The organism is Bowmanella sp. JS7-9, assembly GCF_004329715.1.
GTDB lineage: Bacteria > Pseudomonadota > Gammaproteobacteria > Enterobacterales > Alteromonadaceae > Pseudobowmanella > Pseudobowmanella zhangzhouensis.
This window is the reverse complement of sequence record NZ_JXSY01000005.1, coordinates 231,124-246,709: the sequence shown is the minus strand read 5'-3', so window position 1 is coordinate 246,709 and position 15,586 is coordinate 231,124. Positions and strand designations below refer to the sequence as shown.

Below are 15,586 nucleotides of genomic sequence, written 5' to 3'. Positions count from 1 at the left end.
TTGTTATTTTTGGTTAACGCGTTTCATCAGTTCTTCGGCGCTTTCGACCCGCTCAGAGTAGCGGTGAGTTAAAAACGCACTGTTATCGCGGGTCAGCAGGGTGAATTTCATCAGTTCCTCCATCACATCAACGATGCGATTGTAGTAGCCGGACGGTTTCATGCGGCCGTCCTCTTCAAATTCCAGAAAGGCTTTGGCCACTGAACTTTGATTGGGAATGGTCAACATGCGCATCCAGCGCCCCAGAATACGCATTTGGTTTACTGCATTGAACGACTGACTGCCACCACAAACCTGCATCACGGCCAGAGTTTTACCCTGGGTTGGGCGCACCGCACCGAGGGATAAGGGGATCCAGTCAATCTGGCACTTCATGATGCCGGTCATGGCGCCATGACGTTCCGGTGAACACCACACCTGACCTTCTGACCAGGTCACCAGTTCGCGCAGCTCCTGCACTTTGGGATGGCTGGCGTCCTCTCCATCGGGCAGTGGCAAACCACGCGGGTCGAAAATTTTAGTCTCGGCGCCCATGGCTTGCAGTAATCGCTCGCACTCTTCAACCACCAGACGGCTGTATGAGCGTTCCCGCAATGAGCCATACATCAGTAAGATGCGCGGTTTATGCTTGCTAAAGATTTTGCTGAAGTTCTCAACCTCAGGCACAACAAACTGCTCATTGTTGATATTAGGTAAGTGCTCAGTGCTCATAGATGCACTCCGGCCTTTTGCAGCGCATCACGCCAGGTATCGCGCGGCTCGGCAGCGATACGGGATAAAATCGCGACCCGCTGGCGGATCTCCTCGATAGTGGCGCGAAATGCATTAGCGATGGTGGCTTCATCACCAGTGAGTTTGGATGGGTCACTTAATCCCCAGTGGCCCTTGATGCTGTTGCCAAACCATACCGGGCAGGTTTCACCTGCGGCCGAATCGCATACCGTAATCACCACATCCGGCGCAAAGTCCTCGAACTCATCCCAACTTTGGCTTTGTAGCCCATTGGTATTGATGCCGGCTTCCTGCAAATACTTAATTGAAAGTGGATGGACTTCACCCACAGGCTGGCTGCCGGCACTTTTGGCCTCAATAGCGCCATTGGCCAGGTGATTAGTGATAGCCTCGCTGAGAATGCTTCGACAGCGGTTATGGGTGCAGATATAGAGTACTTTCATCGGGTTACTCGTTAACAGTCACAGGTTAATTGGTTGATCAGCCTATCCAAACGGGATGTGTCTTGCTGTGCGGCCAGCGTCAGTACCTCAAGGCACCAGGCGGGCAACGCCGGGTGCAGACGGTAATACATCCATTTGCCACGGCGCTCGGCTTCCACCAGTTGTTGATTACGTAAGTCGGCAAGATGACGGGAAATCTTTGGCTGACTCAGCTGCAGCATGCTCTGAAAATCACACACGCACAGGCTTTGCCTGCGCACCAGCAGTAATAAACACAGCAGACGGGTTTCGTCGGACAGGCTTTTAAAAAAAAGTATCGGTTGCATGGGTGGCAATGTAGTACATATATGAAAATTTGTATATATGAATTTTCATATGTGTAAGGCTGACCTGCCACGATTATAACCGTGTCGCCCCTAGAGCTTATCTGTGCAACGGCGTATGCTGGTGATGTATCTGACAAGTGCTAAAGAAGTACAGAATTTGCCTGAGTCTGCAGTTCTTTATCACTTTTAGGAACACAACATGACGCAGTCTATTCCCTCTATTGTCATCGTAGGCGGTGGCGCAGGCGGGCTGGAGCTGGCTACCCGGCTCGGCCATAAACTCGGTAAAAAGCGGCGCGCGGATATCGTGCTGGTAGATAAAAACCGTACCCATATCTGGAAACCCTTATTGCATGAAGTGGCAACCGGTTCGCTGGATACCAGTATCGACGGTGTGGCCTATTCGGCGCATGGCGCCAAACACGGCTTTCGCTTTGTATTGGGCGAGCTCACCGGCGCGGACGCCAATGCAAAGACCCTTAGCCTGCGTAGCCATGAGCGTCAACATACCCTGGCCTATGACACCCTGGTGATTGCCATTGGCAGTATTTCTAATGACTTTAATACCCCAGGCGTTAAGGACCACTGTTATTTTCTCGACTCTCAGGCACAGGCCGAGCGTTTTCAGCATGACCTGCTTAATCGCTTTACCTGGGCTCATCAGGATGACGAGCCGGGCAGGGTGGAAATTGGCATTGTCGGTGGTGGGGCGACCGGCGTGGAATTATCGGCCGAGTTGTATCATGTGACCCGCTTGCTGCAACGTTATGGCATGAGTCATATGACGCCGGATCGTTTGCATATTCGCCTGATAGAGGCGGGGCCACGCATTTTGCCCGCGCTACCAGAGCGGATTTCCCAGGCTGCCAAGCAGGAATTACAAAAGCTCGGTGTCGAAGTGCTGGAAAATTGCAAAATCACCGAGGCGAACGAACAGGGCTTTGTTACTGATAGCGGTGAGGTGCTTAACGCCCAATTGAGATTGTGGGCCGCGGGCGTGAAGGTGCCGGATTTTGTGCGACGTATTGATGGGCTGGTATTTAATCGTGCAAACCAGATTGAGTGTGATGCACATCTGCGCGCCAAACAGGTAGATGGAATCTATGTGATTGGCGATGCCTGTGGCTTTTTGCAAGCGGATGGTCGCTATGTGCCTCCGCGCGCCCAGGCTGCACATCAAATGGCAGATACCGCCGCAACGAATATCATCGCCGCACTGAACGATAAACCTTTGCAGCCGTTTGAATACAAAGATCATGGCTCGCTGGTCAATCTGGCACGTTTTAGTGCGGTAGGCAGCCTGATGGGCAACCTGACCAAAGGCAGTTTATTTGTGGAAGGCACGCTGGCGCGGCTGATGTATATGTCACTGTACCGCATGCACCAAAAAGCGGTACATGGGCTGGGGAAAACCATCGCCCTGTGGCTGGCAGAAAAGTTGATTCGTTCGGTTAAACCCAAAATGAAATTACATTAACCCGTACAAATTTGTGCTGGATCAGACAAAAAACTGTTCGTTTCTCAATTGGTTACTACTCTTAGTAAAGTTGCCAACGAGTAAAATGGATAGTGTATTTTTGCCGTGAATACAGCTAAAGGGAACCCGAGTTCAAATCAACGCCAGTACGAGTACAATATTTCCCAGATTTTCGTCCGGGTACTGCTGATCATCTTGTTTGTGGAGGGCGGCATTATGCTGCTCTTTCAAATCCTGCCATCCGAATTGCATGGATGGCAGGAGATTGTCCTCGATGTCACGTTGTTGGCCGTTATTTCTACCCCACTGGTGTATTTTTTGGGAATACGCCGCTACGTAAAGATGACGCGGGCTGCCAGACTGTCTGAAACATTGAGTCAACGGGCGTTAGCAGAGGCAAATCGAGATTTAGAATTTCAGAAGCTTACCCTGGACGAGCACGCCATCGTCAGTATCACTAACACGAAAGGTGATATTACCTACGTAAACGACAAGTTTTGTGAGATCAGTGGATATACGCAGGACGAATTGATTGGTCAGAATCATCGCATGCTTAATTCTGGCCATCACCCTAAAGTGTTTTTCGTGGAGTTGTGGCAGCGAATTGTGTCAGGTAAAGCCTGGCATGGGGAAATTAAAAATCGAGCCAAAAATGGTAGCTTTTATTGGGTAGAAGCGACCATCGTGCCATTTTTGAATGAGAAGGGGAAGCCATTCCAATACGTTGCCGTCCGCACTGATATTACCCGTCAAAAACAGATGCAGGAGGCACTAAAGCAAGCTCAGCGAGTGGCTAGTATGGGCAGTTGGAGCCTTGATTTACTATCCAATCAGCTAATTTGGTCCGATGAAATATTCAATATCTTTGGCGCGAATCCAATTGATTTTCCTGCGTCGCTGGAAAACTTTTATCTCACCGTACACCCAGAGGATCTGGCATTCGTGCAGGATGCGTTTGAGCGATCCAAACAGCCTGGGCATAACTATGATATTGAGCATCGGATTATACGCCGTGATGACCATCAGGTACGTTGGGTGCATGAAATGTGTGTGCATCAATACAATGAGCGTGGAGATGTTATACGCTCAGATGGCACGGTGCATGACATTACTGAGCGTAAACTGGCGCAGCAGGAAATCCACCGCCTGGCAATGACAGATCAGCTTACCGGGCTGGCTAACCGTCTGGCCTTTTTCGGCCACTTCAAACAATTGTTGGAGCGGGCTGAACCATCAAATGAGATTGCGGTGTTGCTGCTCGATCTCGACAAATTTAAGCCAATTAATGATACCTACGGTCATAAAATGGGTGATGAGTTGCTCAAGTTTGTTGCGGATATTTTTCGACATCATTGCCGTCAGACAGACATGGTGGCGCGCCTTGGCGGCGATGAATTTGCCATACTGCTCGATCAGCCGCAGGGCAAGGAAGGTATTTTGTTATCCGCACAACGGATTCTCAACGCGATTCAACAGCCAATTACGATAGAGGGACAGACATTACATATCGGTGTCAGTATTGGTTGCGCGTGCTATCCGATGGATGGCAACAGTAAAGATGAATTGTTGGAAAAAGCGGATATCGCCCTCTATCGTGTGAAACGGGAAGGCCGTCATGGCGTTCAATTTTATGCAGATATCGACGACGCGAAACATTGAACCAATAACCCCTGTTGCAGCGCTTAGAACATTTCACACCGTCTCCTGCGTCCGTTGCATAAAGCGCTATACTTGGCCAAATTTGAACAATTAAGTGAGGTATGACGTTGCTGTTTTTCACTCGCCTGGTGCACTGCGTTTGGCTGTTAAGTATAGCGATTTCATGTTCGGTCAATGCAATGCCGCCATCAGAAAAAGTGGTCAGAGTTGCCAGCATCGAGCGCGAACCCTATGCCGGACAGCAACTGCCGGACAGGGGCATGGTCAATGAATTGATCACCGCCGCCTATGCGCAGGTGGGGGTAAGGGCAGAAATCGAATTTTACCCCATGGCCAGGGCCAGGGTATTGCTGGAAACGGGTCAGGTGGATGCCATTGCACCTATTCGTATTCTGCAGCAGTCCAGCGAGCGGGCTTCGTCTGGCGAGTTTGATAACTTGGCGACGCAATACCGCTATTCTTCCGTGCTGCCGGGCGCACAACAGGTATTACTAAAGAAAAAATCTACTGTGCTGGATGTGCAGACACTTTCCTTACCCGGCGCTCAGCCTGTTCGGCTGTCTGCGCTGCGCGGTACCTTATCGATACCTTCGGAATTAAAAAAGCTCAACGTGGTGCCGGTATTTGTTGCAGAAGAATTTCAACAGTTAGGCATGCTGGCACTGGATCGGGTTGATCTGGCCTTAATGGACAAATACACGGCAGCGGATTTGATGGTAACCCAGCGCCCGGATTTAATTGGCCAACTGGATTTTTTACCGATCAGTGAGCAAACCAATGGCTATCATCTGGCCTTTAATCCTTCGTTGTCATACAGCGAGCAAGCGCTGGCATGGTTTGAGCAGGGATTGGATTTATTGGCTGAGTCGAATCAGTTACGTGGGATTCTGAATAAACATGGCTTTTTTCAGCGCCAACTGGCGGATGGCAACAAAACAGAGATAGTCATCGGGGCAGTCGATATTTATCTGGCTGAGCAAATGCAGCAACTGACCGACGAATTTGAAGCGGCCCATCCGCATATCAAACTGACCTGGCGGGTAATGGAGGAGAATATTTTACGTACTAGGCTGATGTCCGATTTAGCCGTGGATGACGGCCAGTTTGACGTGATTATGGTGGGGGATTATGAAGCGCAAACCTGGGCAAAGAATCACTGGCTGGTGCCCATCGATATCGATACCAACACCCCGGAATTTGCCGATGTGTTGCCTGTAGTACGTGATAATTTATTGAAAGATAACGAAATCGTTGCCTTACCACTGCAAAGCGAAACTTCCATTACGTTTTATCGTAAAGATATTTTTGCCGCGTTGGGACTGACCATGCCGGACAACCCCAGTTATGCGGATATTCAGCGTCTGGCTGCGCAAATTATTGACCGTGACGGGCAGCGCTATGCGGTGGGATTTCGCGCCAAACCCGGTTGGGGCCAGAATATGGCGTTTTTTACCACTTTGGTACATAGCTTTGGCGGCAAATGGTTCGACGATGATTACCATCCGTTGCTTAACACCGCCCCCTGGCTCGATGCACTGGAATACTATATTCAGATGCTGCAGCGTTATGGGCCGCCGGATCCGGAAAACTATGGCTGGCGTGAAAATCTGGACTTATTTGTCGCTGGTAAGCTGGTCATGGTCGTGGATGCGACCAGTGCGGCCAGTCGGTTATTTGACCCGGCGGAATATAGCCATCCGGAACGCATTGGTTATGTCAGTCACCCAACCCAACGCACCCATATTGGTTCGCGCTGGTATTGGGGCTGGAATCTGGCGATTCCGACCAGCAGTCGGAATAAACCTTATGCGCAACAATTGGCGGCCTGGTTAGGCTCGGCTGACGTGAACAAACGTTTGCTGGCAAAAAATCCGACCCCGATTGGGGCACGCTATTCATCTTACGAATTGAATTTTGGCGTGGCACAGGATTACGCCCAATTTGTTCTCAAGCAATTGGAAAATGATCTGCCCCATGCCGGCCGGCCGGCCCCCACCGTGGGGATGCAATATGTGCCGATTCCAGAGTTTCCGGCTATTGGTCAGCAGGTGGGTTTGTTGATTGCCAGTGCCGTGCGGGGCGATATCAGTGCAGACGAGGCGCTTAAACGGGCCCAGCGACAGGTAGAAAAAATCATGCTGGATGCCGGTTATTTCGAACGAACAAAATAAAAGGGGCGTTTCGCCCCTTATTATCTTATTTGCCGTGGCGAGCTTTGAGTACACCTACCACATCATCCAGCGACAGGTTGCTGGCTTGCAGCAGCACCAGTAGATGGTATAGCAAATCCGCGGACTCGTTTTTCAGCTCTTCCAGATCCTGTACGGTAGCTGCTAACGCGGTTTCCACGCCTTCCTCACCGACTTTCTGTGCGATGCGCTTAATGCCTTTGGCATACAGGCTGGCAGTGTAACTGGAGTTTGGATCTGCGCCTTTACGCGAGGCAATCACTTGTTCCAGTTCGGCAATAAAACTGACCGACGGGGTGGCGGCCTCTGCCCAACAGGTTGGTGTGCCTTTATGGCAGGTTGGTCCATGGGGGATGGCCAGCACCAAGATTGCGTCGTTATCGCAATCGGCACTGATATCAGCTAACTGTAATACGTGGCCCGAACTTTCACCTTTAGTCCATAAACGTTGTTTGCTGCGGCTGAAAAAGGTCACATGGCCGCTTTGCAGGGTGTGCGCCAGTGCCTCGCGGTTCATGTAGCCCTGCATTTGCACCGTACCGGTTTGCGCGTGTTGCACGATGGCCGGCAGTAATCCGTCCATTTTATCCCAGGCCAGTTGTTCGAGGGTTTCCAGGGTTAGTTTCATGCTCCACTCCGAATCGCGATTCCGGCCTTATGCAGCGCGGCTTTTAGTTCATCCATGTTAATTATGGCTTTGTGAAAGACGGATGCGGCCAGCGCGCCGTCTACGTCGGCTTGCTGAAATACATCAATAAAGTGTTCAATGGCACCGGCGCCACCAGAGGCAATCAACGGCACCTTGCAACTTTGGCGGATGGCGGACAACTGGGCGATATCATAACCCTGACGTACGCCGTCCTGATTCATGCAGTTAAGCACGATCTCGCCGGCGCCGCGCTGTTGCACTTCTTTGACCCAATCGGCGGTTTGCCAGCGTGTTTTCTGAGTGCGGGCTTCGTCGCCGGTAAACTGATGAACCTGATAAGTACCGCTGTTTTCATCAAAAAAACTGTCGATACCGACCACCACACATTGCTGACCGAAGGTGTCGTGCAGGCGGGTTATCAGGCTGGGATCGGATAAAGCCGGGGAGTTAACCGACACTTTGTCGGCTCCCATTTCCAGAATGCGTCCGGCATCTTCCACGGATTTAATTCCGCCAGCCACACAAAACGGGATATCGATAACCTCGGCAATACGATTAACCCAGCTTTTATCTACTACGCGGTCATCGCTGGAGGCGGTAATATCGTAAAACACCAGTTCGTCAGCACCGATACTGGCGTAATGTTCTGCCAAGGGAACGATATCACCAATGATTTCGTGATTACGGAACTTAACCCCTTTGACCACTTTGCCATCGCGTACATCGAGGCACGGAATTATGCGTCTTGCCAGCATTGGATTGCCTCCTTCAGGGTGAATTTACCTTCCAGCAGGGCGCGACCGAGAATGACCCGGTCAACCCCGCTGGGTTTGAGGCGCGCGATATCGGCCAGTGAGCCAATGCCGCCAGATGCCTGCCAGGCCACAGTAGGAAATTGCTTGGTCATATCGCGGTACAGAGCTTCATTGGCACCTTGCAGGGTGCCATCGCGGCTGATATCGGTGCACAGCACGTATTTGGCGCCCGCAGCCAGATAGCTCTCCAGTAGCGGTTCTAATGCCACACCGCTGTCCGTTTGCCAGCCGTGGGTGGCGATATGCTTATTGCCGTTGGCATCGATATTTACATCCAGTGCCAGCACGATTTTTTCCGCACCATAGGTGTGCATCCACTGTTGCACGGTATCTGGTTGGCTGACTGCCACAGAGCCAATCACCACACGGCTGACGCCCGCGTCGAGAAAATCCACAACATCCTGTTCGCTGCGAATGCCACCGCCGGCCTGAAACTGCATACGGCCGGTAGCAACCATTTGTTTGATTAAGCCAAGCTGACGTTTGGCCGGGTCTTTGGCACCGGTTAAATCAACAATATGTAACCAGTCGGCGCCTTGATCGGCGTAACTGTGCACAACGTCGATGGGGTCGAGCTGATACTCGGTTTTCTGGCCATAGTCACCCTGATACAGGCGCACGACTTTGCCATCAATAAGGTCAATTGCAGGAAGCATCATAATTAGCACTGCTCTATAAAATTGCGCAACAGGCGCGCACCATTGGTGCCGGAACGTTCCGGGTGGAATTGCACGCCCATAAAATTGTCTTTGCCGATACTGGCAGAGAAGGCCTGGCCATAGTCGCAGGACGCCAGCGTGACGTCGGAGACGGGGGCAGCAAAGCCATGTACGAAGTAGAAATAACTGTCATTGGCGATGCCATCGAACAACGCGTGATTTTGCGTCACGCGGATCTGGTTCCAACCCATATGCGGCAGTCGCAGGTTACCTACCTGAAGTTTGTTGACGCGGGTTGGGATCATGCCGAGGCATGGCACATCGCCCTCTTCGGAAAAAGCCGTTTGCAATTGCATGCCAAGGCAAATACCCAGCACCGGCTGAGTCAGGAATGGCAGGATTTTGTCTAAGCCTTTGGCTTGAATTTGGCTCATGGCTGCGCCAGCAGAGCCTACGCCGGGCAGAAAGACTTTATCCGCATCTTTGATTACCGCGGCATCATCACTGACCTGCACGGCATATCCCAGTCTCTCGATGGCAAAGCGTACCGAGGCAATATTGGCGCAACCGGTGTTGACGATCACCAGTTCCATCACAATGCCCCTTTTGATGAAGGCAGATCATTACCTTGTTTGCTGACAGCCTGGCGCAGCGCGCGGCCGAATACTTTAAACAGGCTTTCTACCTGATGGTGTGCATTGCCCTCGGTGGTGGACAGGTGCAGGGAAATGCCCATGCTGTCGGCCAGTGAACGAAAGAAATGCGGTACCATCTGCACCGACATTTCTCCCACTTTTTCCTGGGTAAAGTCGGCGTCAAATTTCATCCACGGGCGGGCGCTGATATCCAGCACGCATTCGGCACGGCATTCATCCATCGGCAGAGCAAAGCCAAAGCGACCGATACCACGCTTGTTACCCAAGGCTTTACGCAGCGCGTCGCCCAGTGCCAGCGCGGTATCTTCAACGCTATGGTGTTCATCAATATGCAGATCACCGCTGACCGCAATTTGCAGGTTAATCCCGCCGTGGGTGGCGATTTGATCCAACATGTGATCGAAAAAACCGATACCGGTATGAATGGTGGACTTACTGCTGTCATCCAGATCGACCCGCACGCGAATATCGGTTTCTGACGTTTTGCGGTGCACCTCGGCGATACGGTTTTTACCCAGCAGCTGTTTCTCAATGGCCAGCCAGTTGTTTTGCTCACGATCGTAGCGAATGCCGACAATGCCCATGTTTTCTGCCAGTTGGATATCTGTCTGGCGGTCGCCAATCACAAAAGAATTAGTGAAATCCACTTTGCCCTGTTGCAGGTAATCTTTCACCAGACCCAGTTTCGGCTTGCGGCAACTGCAGTTATCGCTGTCGAAATGCGGACAAATCAACACATCGTCAAAGCGCACGCCCTGAGACTCGAACACCTGCATCATTTTATCGTGGGGCAGGTCAAAATCCGCTTGTGGGAAGCTGTCGGTGCCCAGTCCATCCTGATTAGATACCATAACCAGTCGGTAGCCAGCCTGTTGCAGACGGGTCAGCACCGGCAGCACCATAGGTTCAAACACCAGCTTTTCTAAGCTATCCAGTTGTTTGTCTACCGGCGGCTCCTCTACCAGGGTTCCATCACGGTCAATAAATAAAATGGCTTGTTGGCTCATGCTTGTTCACTCTGATAAAAACGCTGGATGGCTTCCAGTAAGCGTTGGTTTTGTTCGTCACTGCCAACGGTAATTCGTAAACAGTCTTGTAAATTCAGTTGCTTGGACTGATCGCGGATTAGAATGCCCTGACTGACTAAATAGTTCATCAGGCCCTCGCGCTGCGCTGCACGTAGCAAAATAAAGTTAGCGGCACTGTCACCAACTTGTTCAAACTGTGGCATCTCCAGCAGGTTGTAGAGTAATTTGCCTTTTTGCTGATCCAGAATCGCAATCTGCTGCTTGATGTGCAGGATGCTTTCATCGGTCAGTGCCTGCGCTGCAATTTGCGCCACCGGCTCTGGCAATGGATAGGGTGCAATGACCTTTAGCAGCGCCTGAATAATTTCTGCCGACGCTAACGTAAAGCCACAGCGGATCCCGGCCAGTGCGAACGCTTTGGACAGGGTGCGCAACACCACCAGATTAGGATACTGCGCCAGTTTACTCGCCCAGCTTTGGGCGGATGAAAACTCAATATAGGCCTCATCCACTACTACAATAGCGCTATCCGCAAAGGCATTGAGTACCTTTTCAATTTGCGCGGCGGGCACATCGGTGCCGGTGGGGTTATTTGGCGAGCAAATAAATACCACTTTGACCTTGCCGACCAGGGCACACATCGCATCGGTATTCAGACTGAAATCGTCGTTTAACGCTACTTGTTCAACCCCAACATTGAAGGTCTGCGCGCTGATGGCGTACATACCGTAAGTAGGCGGGCAAATCAGTACGCTGTCTTTGCCGGGTTCACAGAAGGCGCGCACCAGTAGTTCAATGCCTTCGTCGGCGCCACGGCTTACCAGTGTCTCTTCCGGTTTCACGCCGGCGTAACTGGCATAAGCGTTAATCACGCTAGATGGCTGACAGCTGGGGTAACGATTGAGTTTGCTGCTGTCCAGTTGATAGTCATTGGCAAACGGAGATTCGTTGGCGTTCAGCCAGTCCTGTCCGCCTGAATAGAGGCGGCGTGCAGACTGGTAAGGTTGCAGCGCTTTGACATAGCTGCACAGTAAATTTTTTACGAGTTGGCTCACTTTAACATCTCCATGCGTTTCGCCACGGCCTGCAGGTGGGCATCAAGACCCTCGGCGTTGGCTAGCGCCATAATCGCCGGGCCAATATTTTTTAAACCCTGTTCAGTCAGTTCCTGCACGGTATAACGGCGCATAAAATCCATTAATCCCAGGCTGGAATAGTTTTTGGCATAGCCATAAGTAGGTAATACGTGATTGGTGCCGCTGGCATAATCGCCGGCCGACTCCGGCGACCAGGCGCCGAGGAACACCGAACCGGCGTTTTTTAGCTGACCGAGTAAACTGCGGGCATCGCGGGTCTGCACAATAAGGTGCTCCGGTGCATAGGCATTAGAAACGGCAATACTCTCTTGCAGCGAGTCGGTCAGAATATAACGGCTGTTGGCCATGGATTGGGCGGCGATCTCACGGCGGCTCAGCGTAGCTAACTGTTTGTCGACTTCGGCTTTTACCTGAGCAATCAGCGCTTCACTGTTACACACTAAGATGGCCTGTGAATCGCTGCCATGCTCCGCCTGAGACAGTAAGTCAGCGGCGACAAACACCGGATTGGCTCCACTATCGGCCAGCACCAGCACTTCGGACGGACCGGCAGGCATATCAATGGCTGCACCATCGGCGCGCTGGCTGACCTGTTGTTTGGCTTCGGTAACATAGCTGTTGCCCGGGCCAAAAATTTTATCCACTTTCGCGATAGATTCCGTGCCAAACGCCATGGCAGCGATGGCCTGTGCGCCACCGACCAGGTAAATTTCACTGATGCCACACAGTTTGGCCGCGTAGCGGATCTCCGCGGCGATACGACCGTTGTTGCCTACTGGCGTACACAACACTTTGCGTGCACAACCGGCAACCTGCGCTGTGGTACCTAACATCAGCACGGTGGAGGGCAGGGGCGCGGTGCCGCCCGGAATATACAGTCCTACCGCGTCCAGCGGTGCGTGCTTTAATTCGCACACTACGCCGGGGCGGGTTTCAACCCGGATATCCTGTGGCATTTGCGCGCTGTGAAACGCGCGAATATTGTCATAGGCCAGTTCGATAGCCTGTTTAACCTCGGAGCGCAGTTCTGCCTCGGCACTGTCCAGTTCAGATTGTGGCAGCGCCAGTGAGTCCAGCGTGACGCCTTCAAAACGCGCTGTCAGCGCTTTGAGTGTGACATCACCGTTTTGCTCCACGTTGCGTAAGATGCCAGCTACCGTATCACGCAGTGCCTGTTCCTCGGCCAGCGCCGGACGAGCCAGAGCGGCCTGTTGTTGTGTAGCGGTGAGGGAATTCCAGCGTAACATGCTTTACCCCATCATCTTCTCAATGGGCATGACCAGGATAGAACTGCAGCCCAGGGCTTTGAGTTTTTCCATGGTTTCCCAGAACAGAGTCTCGGTGCACACCACATGCATCGCCACGGTATTTTCGCAATTGGCCAGCGGCAACAGGGTTGGATTTTCTGCACCCGGCAACAGAGCGGTGACTTCGGTGAGTTTATCTTTTGGTGCATGCAGCATGATGTATTTGGACTCTTTGGCCTGCATCACACCGGCAATACGCGGCATCAGCTTATCGATCAGCGCCTGTTTGGCCACCGGCATGTCGCCTTTGCGCTGAATCAGCACGGCTTTGGATTGAAATATTTCCTGCACTTCTACCAGACCGTTGGCTTCCAACGTGGCGCCGGTTGATACCAGATCGCAAATGGCTTCGGCCAGGCCAGCGCGAGGTGCCACTTCCACCGAACCGGTCAGCATCAGTGCGGTGGCATTGACGCCTTGCTGTTTAAAGAAACGCTCCAGTAAGTAAGGGTAGGTAGTGGCGACGTTGCAGCCGGCCAAATCCTGTGGTCCGGCATAGGACATTTCTTTTGGTACGGCGATAGACAGGCGACAGTCACCAAAATCCAGCTTGGTTAGCACGTCATAGTCGGACGCTTTGCCAGCTGCCGCGCGTTCCAGTGCTTTTTCTTCGAGCTCGTTCTCACCGATAAAGCCCAGATCAACCACACCATCCATGACCAGCCCTGGGATATCGTCATCGCGTACCTGCAACAGGTCGATAGGCAGGTTAGTGGAGTGGGCAATCAGCAGACGGTCGCGAATAGAGAGTTTGACGCCAATGGCTTTTAGCAGCTTCATGCTGCCTTCGTTTAAACGTCCGGATTTTTGTACCGCAATGCGAAGTCGATTTTTATCTGTCATGGATTTGCCCTTATTTGTTACAGCCTTAAAACGAAAAACCCCCGGAGGCCTTCCGGGGGTTTAGCTGTAACACTGTTCCGCTGAAAGGCATCCATAGACCTTCCAGCACGAACCTGAAAGGTTATGCTTGATGATGGTGATGGTGGAAATTGCGTTTCAGGTTCAGCACATTGAATTCGTTTAATAAATTAGTGGGGTCAAAGCTAACCAAATCATAAGCAAATTGCAACCGCTTATTTTTGCGAGCGCAGTCAAAAAGGGAGCGGCCCCGATGCCCGAGTGCATCGGGGTAATGTGATTTACTGCCTGAAGTCAAATGGGTGATTGGCAGCAAACCAGGTAAACAGGCTAAACACAGAGGTGTTGAATTTCAGTGCCTCTGGGTCGACCTTATCCAGGGTGTCGTTAGGCGTATGGTGCCAGTCGAAGTAGTCGCTGCCATCCGGCGCAAAGTTTACCGCAGGTACGCCTGAGTAACCCAGTGCACTCATGTCTGACTGACCTTTGGCATCATTGCGGGCGCTAAGAGAAATGCCGAGCTTCGCCAGATAGTCGGCAAAGTCCTGTATGTGTGCCAGTGCCATAGGGCCAACGCCCGGCGTCATCTGGTAAATATTGCCGTTACCAAAATCCCATTCAAAGCCCATCTGGTGATTGGCAAGCTCATCTTTGTGGGCGGCCACATAGGCGCGGGCACCTAACAGACCGACTTCTTCTGCTCCAAACAGAATCACACGGATGGTGCGTTTTGGTCGCCCGGTGAACGACGCCACCTGATGCGCTGCGCTGATTGTCATACCCACACCCAAGCCGTCATCGACGGCACCGGTACCTACATCCCAGCTGTCCAGGTGCGCGCCAAGTGCAATGATTTGCTCGGGAAATTCACTACCGGTGATTTCACCCATCACGTTATAAGACGTCACGCTTTGGTCGTCATGACGTTTCGCCCCAACGTTTAGGCTAAGTTGCACTGGTTGGCCGCGTTTAAGTTGATTTTCCAACAGGTCTGCATCCGGGTTAGAAATTGCCACAGCCGGAATACGGGCAACCCCATCCTGATAGCGCATCATGCCGGTATGGCCATGGCGGTTGTTATCGGTCCCGACTGAACGTAAGACAAATGCAATTGCACCTTTTTCCGCCGCAACTGATGCACCAGCACCACGGGCACCTACTGCCTCACCATAACCATGGCCATCTTTATGGCGGCTCATACGAAAACCGACATAAGCGATTTTACCGTCCAGGCTGCCCGGTCTGGCGTCTTTTAGTGCTGCGAAATCAGGGAAATACACCACCTCTGCGTTGAGGGTGTTGCCGTCCGTACCCACGCTACCACCTAAGGCCAGGCCTTCCAGCGTGTGTGGATAAGGGCCACTGATTTGGATAGATAAATCACCGCGGGTCCAGGGATGAACCTCGAATGGCTCTTTCCATACTTTGTCAAAGCCCAGCCCCTGCATCATGTCCATCGCCCAAGCCACGGCTTTACGATCGCCTTCGGATCCCGCCATACGGTGGCCCACTTCGGTGGTCAGTGACTCAACCAGCGAATAGCTTTGGGTGTGTTGACTGACGTGCTGATGGAGTTTGTCCAATGTGGCGGTTTGTTCTGGTGTCAGTGCAGCGTTGGCATTTAGCCCCAGCAAGGCCAGACACAACAGTGCCGGACGAAAAGACATTCGGTTCATGAGTATTCCCTG

Annotated in this window: 15 protein-coding genes and 1 other annotated feature; of the genes, 3 read left to right on the top strand and 12 right to left on the bottom strand. The window is 52.1% G+C overall.

What is annotated here, in order from left to right:
* Positions 1 to 3 precede the first annotated feature (3 nt).
* The 3 genes from arsH to TK45_RS03640 are packed head-to-tail and all read right to left on the bottom strand — an operon-like array spanning position 4 to position 1,501.
* Positions 4 to 711 (bottom strand): arsenical resistance protein ArsH, encoded by a 708-nt coding sequence (arsH, locus tag TK45_RS03650; protein WP_131257270.1) that lies wholly within the window; start codon positions 709 to 711, stop codon positions 4 to 6.
* Positions 708 to 1,175, bottom strand: coding sequence for an arsenate reductase ArsC (locus TK45_RS03645; protein WP_131257269.1), 468 nt, complete (start codon positions 1,173 to 1,175; stop codon positions 708 to 710). Before TK45_RS03645 ends, arsH begins: the two co-directional genes overlap by 4 nt.
* Positions 1,176 to 1,186: 11 nt before the next feature.
* On the bottom strand, positions 1,187 to 1,501 hold the full coding sequence (locus TK45_RS03640; protein ID WP_131257268.1) for a metalloregulator ArsR/SmtB family transcription factor: 315 nt from the start codon (positions 1,499 to 1,501) through the stop codon (positions 1,187 to 1,189).
* 199 nt (positions 1,502 to 1,700) lie between these two features.
* Between TK45_RS03640 and TK45_RS03635 the strand changes: the two genes are divergently transcribed.
* From TK45_RS03635 to TK45_RS03625, 3 genes are all read left to right on the top strand, one after another.
* Positions 1,701 to 2,978, top strand: a complete 1,278-nt coding sequence (locus TK45_RS03635; protein ID WP_131257267.1) for an NAD(P)/FAD-dependent oxidoreductase — start codon at positions 1,701 to 1,703, stop codon at positions 2,976 to 2,978.
* Positions 2,979 to 3,194: 216 nt separating this feature from the next.
* Entirely contained in the window at positions 3,195 to 4,637 is a 1,443-nt protein-coding gene (locus TK45_RS03630; protein WP_131257266.1) for a sensor domain-containing diguanylate cyclase, read from the top strand.
* A gap of 179 nt (positions 4,638 to 4,816) precedes the next feature.
* Entirely contained in the window at positions 4,817 to 6,808 is a 1,992-nt protein-coding gene (locus TK45_RS03625) for an extracellular solute-binding protein (protein WP_165490684.1), read from the top strand.
* Between the two features lie 25 nt (positions 6,809 to 6,833).
* On the opposite strand, the gene hisIE is transcribed toward TK45_RS03625, so the two are convergent.
* The 9 genes from hisIE to TK45_RS03580 form a co-directional block, all read right to left on the bottom strand.
* Positions 6,834 to 7,454: a bifunctional phosphoribosyl-AMP cyclohydrolase/phosphoribosyl-ATP diphosphatase HisIE gene (gene hisIE / locus TK45_RS03620; protein WP_131257264.1), complete on the bottom strand. Its 621-nt coding sequence runs from the start codon at positions 7,452 to 7,454 to the stop codon at positions 6,834 to 6,836.
* Positions 7,451 to 8,230, bottom strand: coding sequence for an imidazole glycerol phosphate synthase subunit HisF (gene hisF / locus TK45_RS03615; protein WP_131257263.1), 780 nt, complete (start codon positions 8,228 to 8,230; stop codon positions 7,451 to 7,453). Before hisF ends, hisIE begins: the two co-directional genes overlap by 4 nt.
* Complete coding sequence (gene hisA / locus TK45_RS03610) at positions 8,212 to 8,949, bottom strand: 1-(5-phosphoribosyl)-5-[(5-phosphoribosylamino)methylideneamino]imidazole-4-carboxamide isomerase (RefSeq protein ID WP_131257262.1); 738 nt, start codon at positions 8,947 to 8,949, stop codon at positions 8,212 to 8,214. The genes hisF and hisA overlap by 19 nt, the downstream gene beginning before the upstream one ends.
* 2 nt (positions 8,950 to 8,951) lie before the next feature.
* Positions 8,952 to 9,542, bottom strand: coding sequence for an imidazole glycerol phosphate synthase subunit HisH (hisH, locus tag TK45_RS03605; RefSeq protein ID WP_131257261.1), 591 nt, complete (start codon positions 9,540 to 9,542; stop codon positions 8,952 to 8,954).
* Positions 9,542 to 10,612: a bifunctional histidinol-phosphatase/imidazoleglycerol-phosphate dehydratase HisB gene (hisB, locus tag TK45_RS03600; RefSeq protein ID WP_131257260.1), complete on the bottom strand. Its 1,071-nt coding sequence runs from the start codon at positions 10,610 to 10,612 to the stop codon at positions 9,542 to 9,544. The genes hisH and hisB overlap by 1 nt, the downstream gene beginning before the upstream one ends.
* On the bottom strand, positions 10,609 to 11,688 hold the full coding sequence (hisC, locus tag TK45_RS03595) for a histidinol-phosphate transaminase (RefSeq protein ID WP_131257259.1): 1,080 nt from the start codon (positions 11,686 to 11,688) through the stop codon (positions 10,609 to 10,611). The genes hisB and hisC overlap by 4 nt, the downstream gene beginning before the upstream one ends.
* The gene (gene hisD / locus TK45_RS03590) at positions 11,685 to 12,977 is read right to left on the bottom strand and encodes a histidinol dehydrogenase (RefSeq protein WP_131257258.1); all 1,293 of its coding nucleotides are present in this window, start codon (positions 12,975 to 12,977) and stop codon (positions 11,685 to 11,687) included. The genes hisC and hisD overlap by 4 nt, the downstream gene beginning before the upstream one ends.
* Before the next feature lie 3 nt (positions 12,978 to 12,980).
* A complete protein-coding gene (hisG, locus tag TK45_RS03585) occupies positions 12,981 to 13,880 on the bottom strand; it encodes an ATP phosphoribosyltransferase (protein ID WP_131257257.1) in 900 nt (299 codons plus the stop codon).
* Positions 13,881 to 13,909: 29 nt separating this feature from the next.
* Positions 13,910 to 14,026: a sequence feature (His leader region), on the bottom strand.
* Positions 14,027 to 14,179: 153 nt separating this feature from the next.
* Complete coding sequence (locus tag TK45_RS03580; RefSeq protein WP_131257256.1) at positions 14,180 to 15,574, bottom strand: M20/M25/M40 family metallo-hydrolase; 1,395 nt, start codon at positions 15,572 to 15,574, stop codon at positions 14,180 to 14,182.
* Positions 15,575 to 15,586: the final 12 nt, after the last annotated feature.

Excerpts from the sequence above, each read along its gene's own strand:
- TK45_RS03635 (WP_131257267.1), top strand. The coding sequence starts at position 1,701 with ATGACGCAGTCTATTCCCTCTATTGTCATCGTAGGCGGTGGCGCAGGC.
- TK45_RS03640 (WP_131257268.1), bottom strand. The coding sequence starts at position 1,501 with ATGCAACCGATACTTTTTTTTAAAAGCCTGTCCGACGAAACCCGTCTG.
- hisG (WP_131257257.1), bottom strand. The coding sequence starts at position 13,880 with ATGACAGATAAAAATCGACTTCGCATTGCGGTACAAAAATCCGGACGT.
- TK45_RS03645 (WP_131257269.1), bottom strand. The coding sequence starts at position 1,175 with ATGAAAGTACTCTATATCTGCACCCATAACCGCTGTCGAAGCATTCTC.
- TK45_RS03625 (WP_165490684.1), top strand. The coding sequence starts at position 4,817 with ATGCCGCCATCAGAAAAAGTGGTCAGAGTTGCCAGCATCGAGCGCGAA.
- TK45_RS03630 (WP_131257266.1), top strand. The coding sequence starts at position 3,195 with ATGCTGCTCTTTCAAATCCTGCCATCCGAATTGCATGGATGGCAGGAG.
- hisB (WP_131257260.1), bottom strand. The coding sequence starts at position 10,612 with ATGAGCCAACAAGCCATTTTATTTATTGACCGTGATGGAACCCTGGTA.
- hisD (WP_131257258.1), bottom strand. The coding sequence starts at position 12,977 with ATGTTACGCTGGAATTCCCTCACCGCTACACAACAACAGGCCGCTCTG.
- hisH (WP_131257261.1), bottom strand. The coding sequence starts at position 9,542 with ATGGAACTGGTGATCGTCAACACCGGTTGCGCCAATATTGCCTCGGTA.
- hisF (WP_131257263.1), bottom strand. The coding sequence starts at position 8,230 with ATGCTGGCAAGACGCATAATTCCGTGCCTCGATGTACGCGATGGCAAA.
- TK45_RS03580 (WP_131257256.1), bottom strand. The coding sequence starts at position 15,574 with ATGAACCGAATGTCTTTTCGTCCGGCACTGTTGTGTCTGGCCTTGCTG.
- hisIE (WP_131257264.1), bottom strand. The coding sequence starts at position 7,454 with ATGAAACTAACCCTGGAAACCCTCGAACAACTGGCCTGGGATAAAATG.
- arsH (WP_131257270.1), bottom strand. The coding sequence starts at position 711 with ATGAGCACTGAGCACTTACCTAATATCAACAATGAGCAGTTTGTTGTG.
- hisA (WP_131257262.1), bottom strand. The coding sequence starts at position 8,949 with ATGATGCTTCCTGCAATTGACCTTATTGATGGCAAAGTCGTGCGCCTG.